We start from the raw sequence: 2,675 nt of genomic DNA, 5'->3' as shown, positions 1-2,675 counted from the left end.
GACGCCACTAACGTTCCCGACCACGACCTGGATCAACGAACCCCTGAAAGCAGGAACGAACTCAATGACCACCTAAAGAAACTGACTCATAAAGGTTGACATCTTCCGCTATCGGTATTTCTCTGATCGTGGTCAGTGTTGTCGCTGCTCTTTGCGTAGTCGCGTTGGCTTGGCTATCCGCCACGTACGGCGGACTCGATTACAAGTGCCTCGTTGAAGGACCATGGCGGGTGTCCGCCCCTTTCGCGGTCACGTCGGAAGCCGCGCGGGTGCATGGATCTTTCTCCTGGTGGCCGTTGGGGCGAGCCTGTAACTGGCAGCGTGCAGACGGGCAAGGCTTTGTGATGGCCGGCCCTGGCTGGACCACCACGATCACATTCCTCGTCTGTGCCGCCGTTGCATCCGTGGTCGGACTCCTCATGGCCATCGGAAATGCGCGCACGCGCTCCTTGGCCGCAGTGGGACGCCACGGCATTCGCGGCTAAGCGTCCCGCAAGAAGTTGCTTCTGCGGGCCTCTCTGTTCCTTCGGACCGCAGCCACAGGTCATGGCGCAAGTTGAAGAGCCTGCATCAGGGCCGCGGCTCACGCATAGACCTCGCACACACGACCGCAACTGCCGAATTGTCCAACGAGCTCGGGCAGTGCAAAACTCAACGTGAACCGGTGGGTCGCCAAGGCGCAGCCCGACGCCGTCATCTCAACGCGGAGTAGACGATAAAACACCAGGGGGATCCTATGAAACGTGTGACATTTGTATTGGCCGTAGCGACCGTAACGGCTGTTAGCTTGTCAGGCTGCCAAGCACAGCAGCCGACCGCACCTGATTCATCAGCGACTGTTTCGTCGACCCCGGCCCAGGCGGATGAACCTACTGCGCAGGAATCTGCGCAGGTGTGGGCGGACGAGACATTCGGGACTTTTACGGCTTTCACCGTTACCGGTAGTGGAGCTGATGAAATTATCTTTCCCGACGACGCTAAAGCTGGCTTCTACACAATCACGTGGGCACCCGGCCACTGGGTTAATGAGGACTCCTATGCGCAGGTTTATGGAGAGGACGGCACCTTCCACGAAGCCGGAACGACGGATTACATGGGTGATTCTGCCAGCGTGGCCTACGGTTTGGACCCCACCGCTGGCCCGGCGGGCTGGATAGGTGCTGAAGCCGGCGCGGGTGACTGGTCCATTACCGTGTCACTGATTTCGGCGCTTCCCCCATTGCCTGAGACCGGCGGCTACGACGCCTATTTGTATGCGGGCGCTGAGCAACCGGTCGTCTTCTCGTCCACAAACTCGGGACGGGTCAACGTTCAACAGTTCAATGGCATCGATCCGACCGACAGCATCCTCCCTCAGCAAGACTTCACGGCTGTCGGTACTCTCCTCGCTGGCCCCAGCGTCGTCAACGTCCAACGGGACAGCGTGAGCCCCTGGACGCGATCCACAAACTAGCCAGGGCGACACGACCTGATCAGCGGTCAGGTAGTTCAGGGTGGGAGCTCGAATCACGTGCACCAGAGCGTGTTCAGATATCAATTGCACGGTGTTCCGTTGACGTTACGGTGGAATATGAGCAAATTGGGGGGGCGCATTGTTCAGTGCCAGAATTTTGTCCGTACTTGTAGTCGTTGTTGCACTGACTGGGTGCGCAGCCTCAGCTCCGGACGCTGGTGATTCGGCGTCCGAAACCGCCACAAAGTCAGCGACTACCGCGCCTGCTGACGCTGAAAACAATAGTGGTGCGGGATCAGGAGCGTCAGCATCTGCAACGGCTGCTCCCGTGGCAGTCGACTGTGGAACGACAACATGCAATTCATGGCTGAGAATGACGGGCTCGTGTGCGAACAAGGTGTGCCCAACAGCGGCCAGGTCGCTGTTTTTGCAGTGCGTGAGATGACAGCTGAGCAATGGGATGTCAAGAAGGCCGACCTGATTAGCCTCGGAGCGTCTGAAACCAACGGGCCCGTCAGCGGATATCTGCAGGAGCCCGAAGTCAATATCAACGTTTCTCGGGGCGGTTTTGTATTCGGGGACGGAATATTGCACTACGTGAGCAGCGATTACCTCGCGCAGTGGATTCGGTAGACACATAAGAGCAGGGAAACAGGGCAAGCTCTCCTGCCCATCTGCGGGAGTCCTTTGGCATAGGACGGTAACTGATTTCAAATTCCTGCCGTTCCATAACGGGTCATCGCAACGAGTCATCAATGGCCGGACCTTCGAGGCGGNGCCGGACCTTCGAGGCGGGAGAGTAGGGCTGCGAGCGCTCGGGCGATATCCATCGCGATGGATATCGCGGCGCCCATCGACGTCGCCGGAGTGGAGTCCTCTATGTTGTCAAGCTCGGCCATGAGGGACGCAAGCGCATCCGCGGCAGCGGAGTGCGCCGTCAGATCCGTATTTCCTGAATCCCAATCACGCAGCGCCGCAGCCAACGCGTCAAGCGCCAGGCTCACCGACGGGCGCAAGTCCTCTCTCAGTTGTACCTTGATCGGGGTGCCCCACACTGCCCCGGCCAGTACCTCCGTGAGATCCCTCACATGAAAGGCGATGGTTTCGAGCGCAGCAAGGTCCTCGTAGTCGGCGCTCAGGTCTCGGTGGCGGTGGATTCGAGCCCGCGGATTGACTTTGCGGCTTTCGTCGGCCTGCTGCAGCGCAGTTCGCAGCCCGCTGG

General features: G+C 59.4%; 3 protein-coding genes and 1 pseudogene. 3 read left to right on the top strand and 1 reads right to left on the bottom strand.

Annotated features, from left to right (window positions below; translation table 11 throughout):
* Positions 1 to 344 precede the first annotated feature (344 nt).
* From E3T41_RS17805 to E3T41_RS05875, 3 genes are all read left to right on the top strand, one after another.
* Positions 345 to 485 (top strand): hypothetical protein, encoded by a 141-nt coding sequence (locus tag E3T41_RS17805; RefSeq protein WP_166791502.1) that lies wholly within the window; start codon positions 345 to 347, stop codon positions 483 to 485.
* Between the two features lie 251 nt (positions 486 to 736).
* Positions 737 to 1,453 (top strand): hypothetical protein, encoded by a 717-nt coding sequence (locus E3T41_RS05880; RefSeq protein ID WP_134477730.1) that lies wholly within the window; start codon positions 737 to 739, stop codon positions 1,451 to 1,453.
* Positions 1,454 to 1,816: 363 nt separating this feature from the next.
* On the top strand, positions 1,817 to 2,086 hold the full coding sequence (locus E3T41_RS05875; protein WP_134477728.1) for a hypothetical protein: 270 nt from the start codon (positions 1,817 to 1,819) through the stop codon (positions 2,084 to 2,086).
* Between the two features lie 119 nt (positions 2,087 to 2,205).
* Here the strand turns inward: E3T41_RS05875 and E3T41_RS18385 are convergent.
* Positions 2,206 to 2,675, bottom strand: a pseudogene (locus tag E3T41_RS18385) (FUSC family protein); the annotation flags it as partial.

Source organism: Cryobacterium sp. Hh38 (genome assembly GCF_004403235.1).
Classification (GTDB): domain Bacteria; phylum Actinomycetota; class Actinomycetes; order Actinomycetales; family Microbacteriaceae; genus Cryobacterium; species Cryobacterium levicorallinum.
This window is presented reverse-complemented; position numbering and strand designations above follow the sequence as displayed.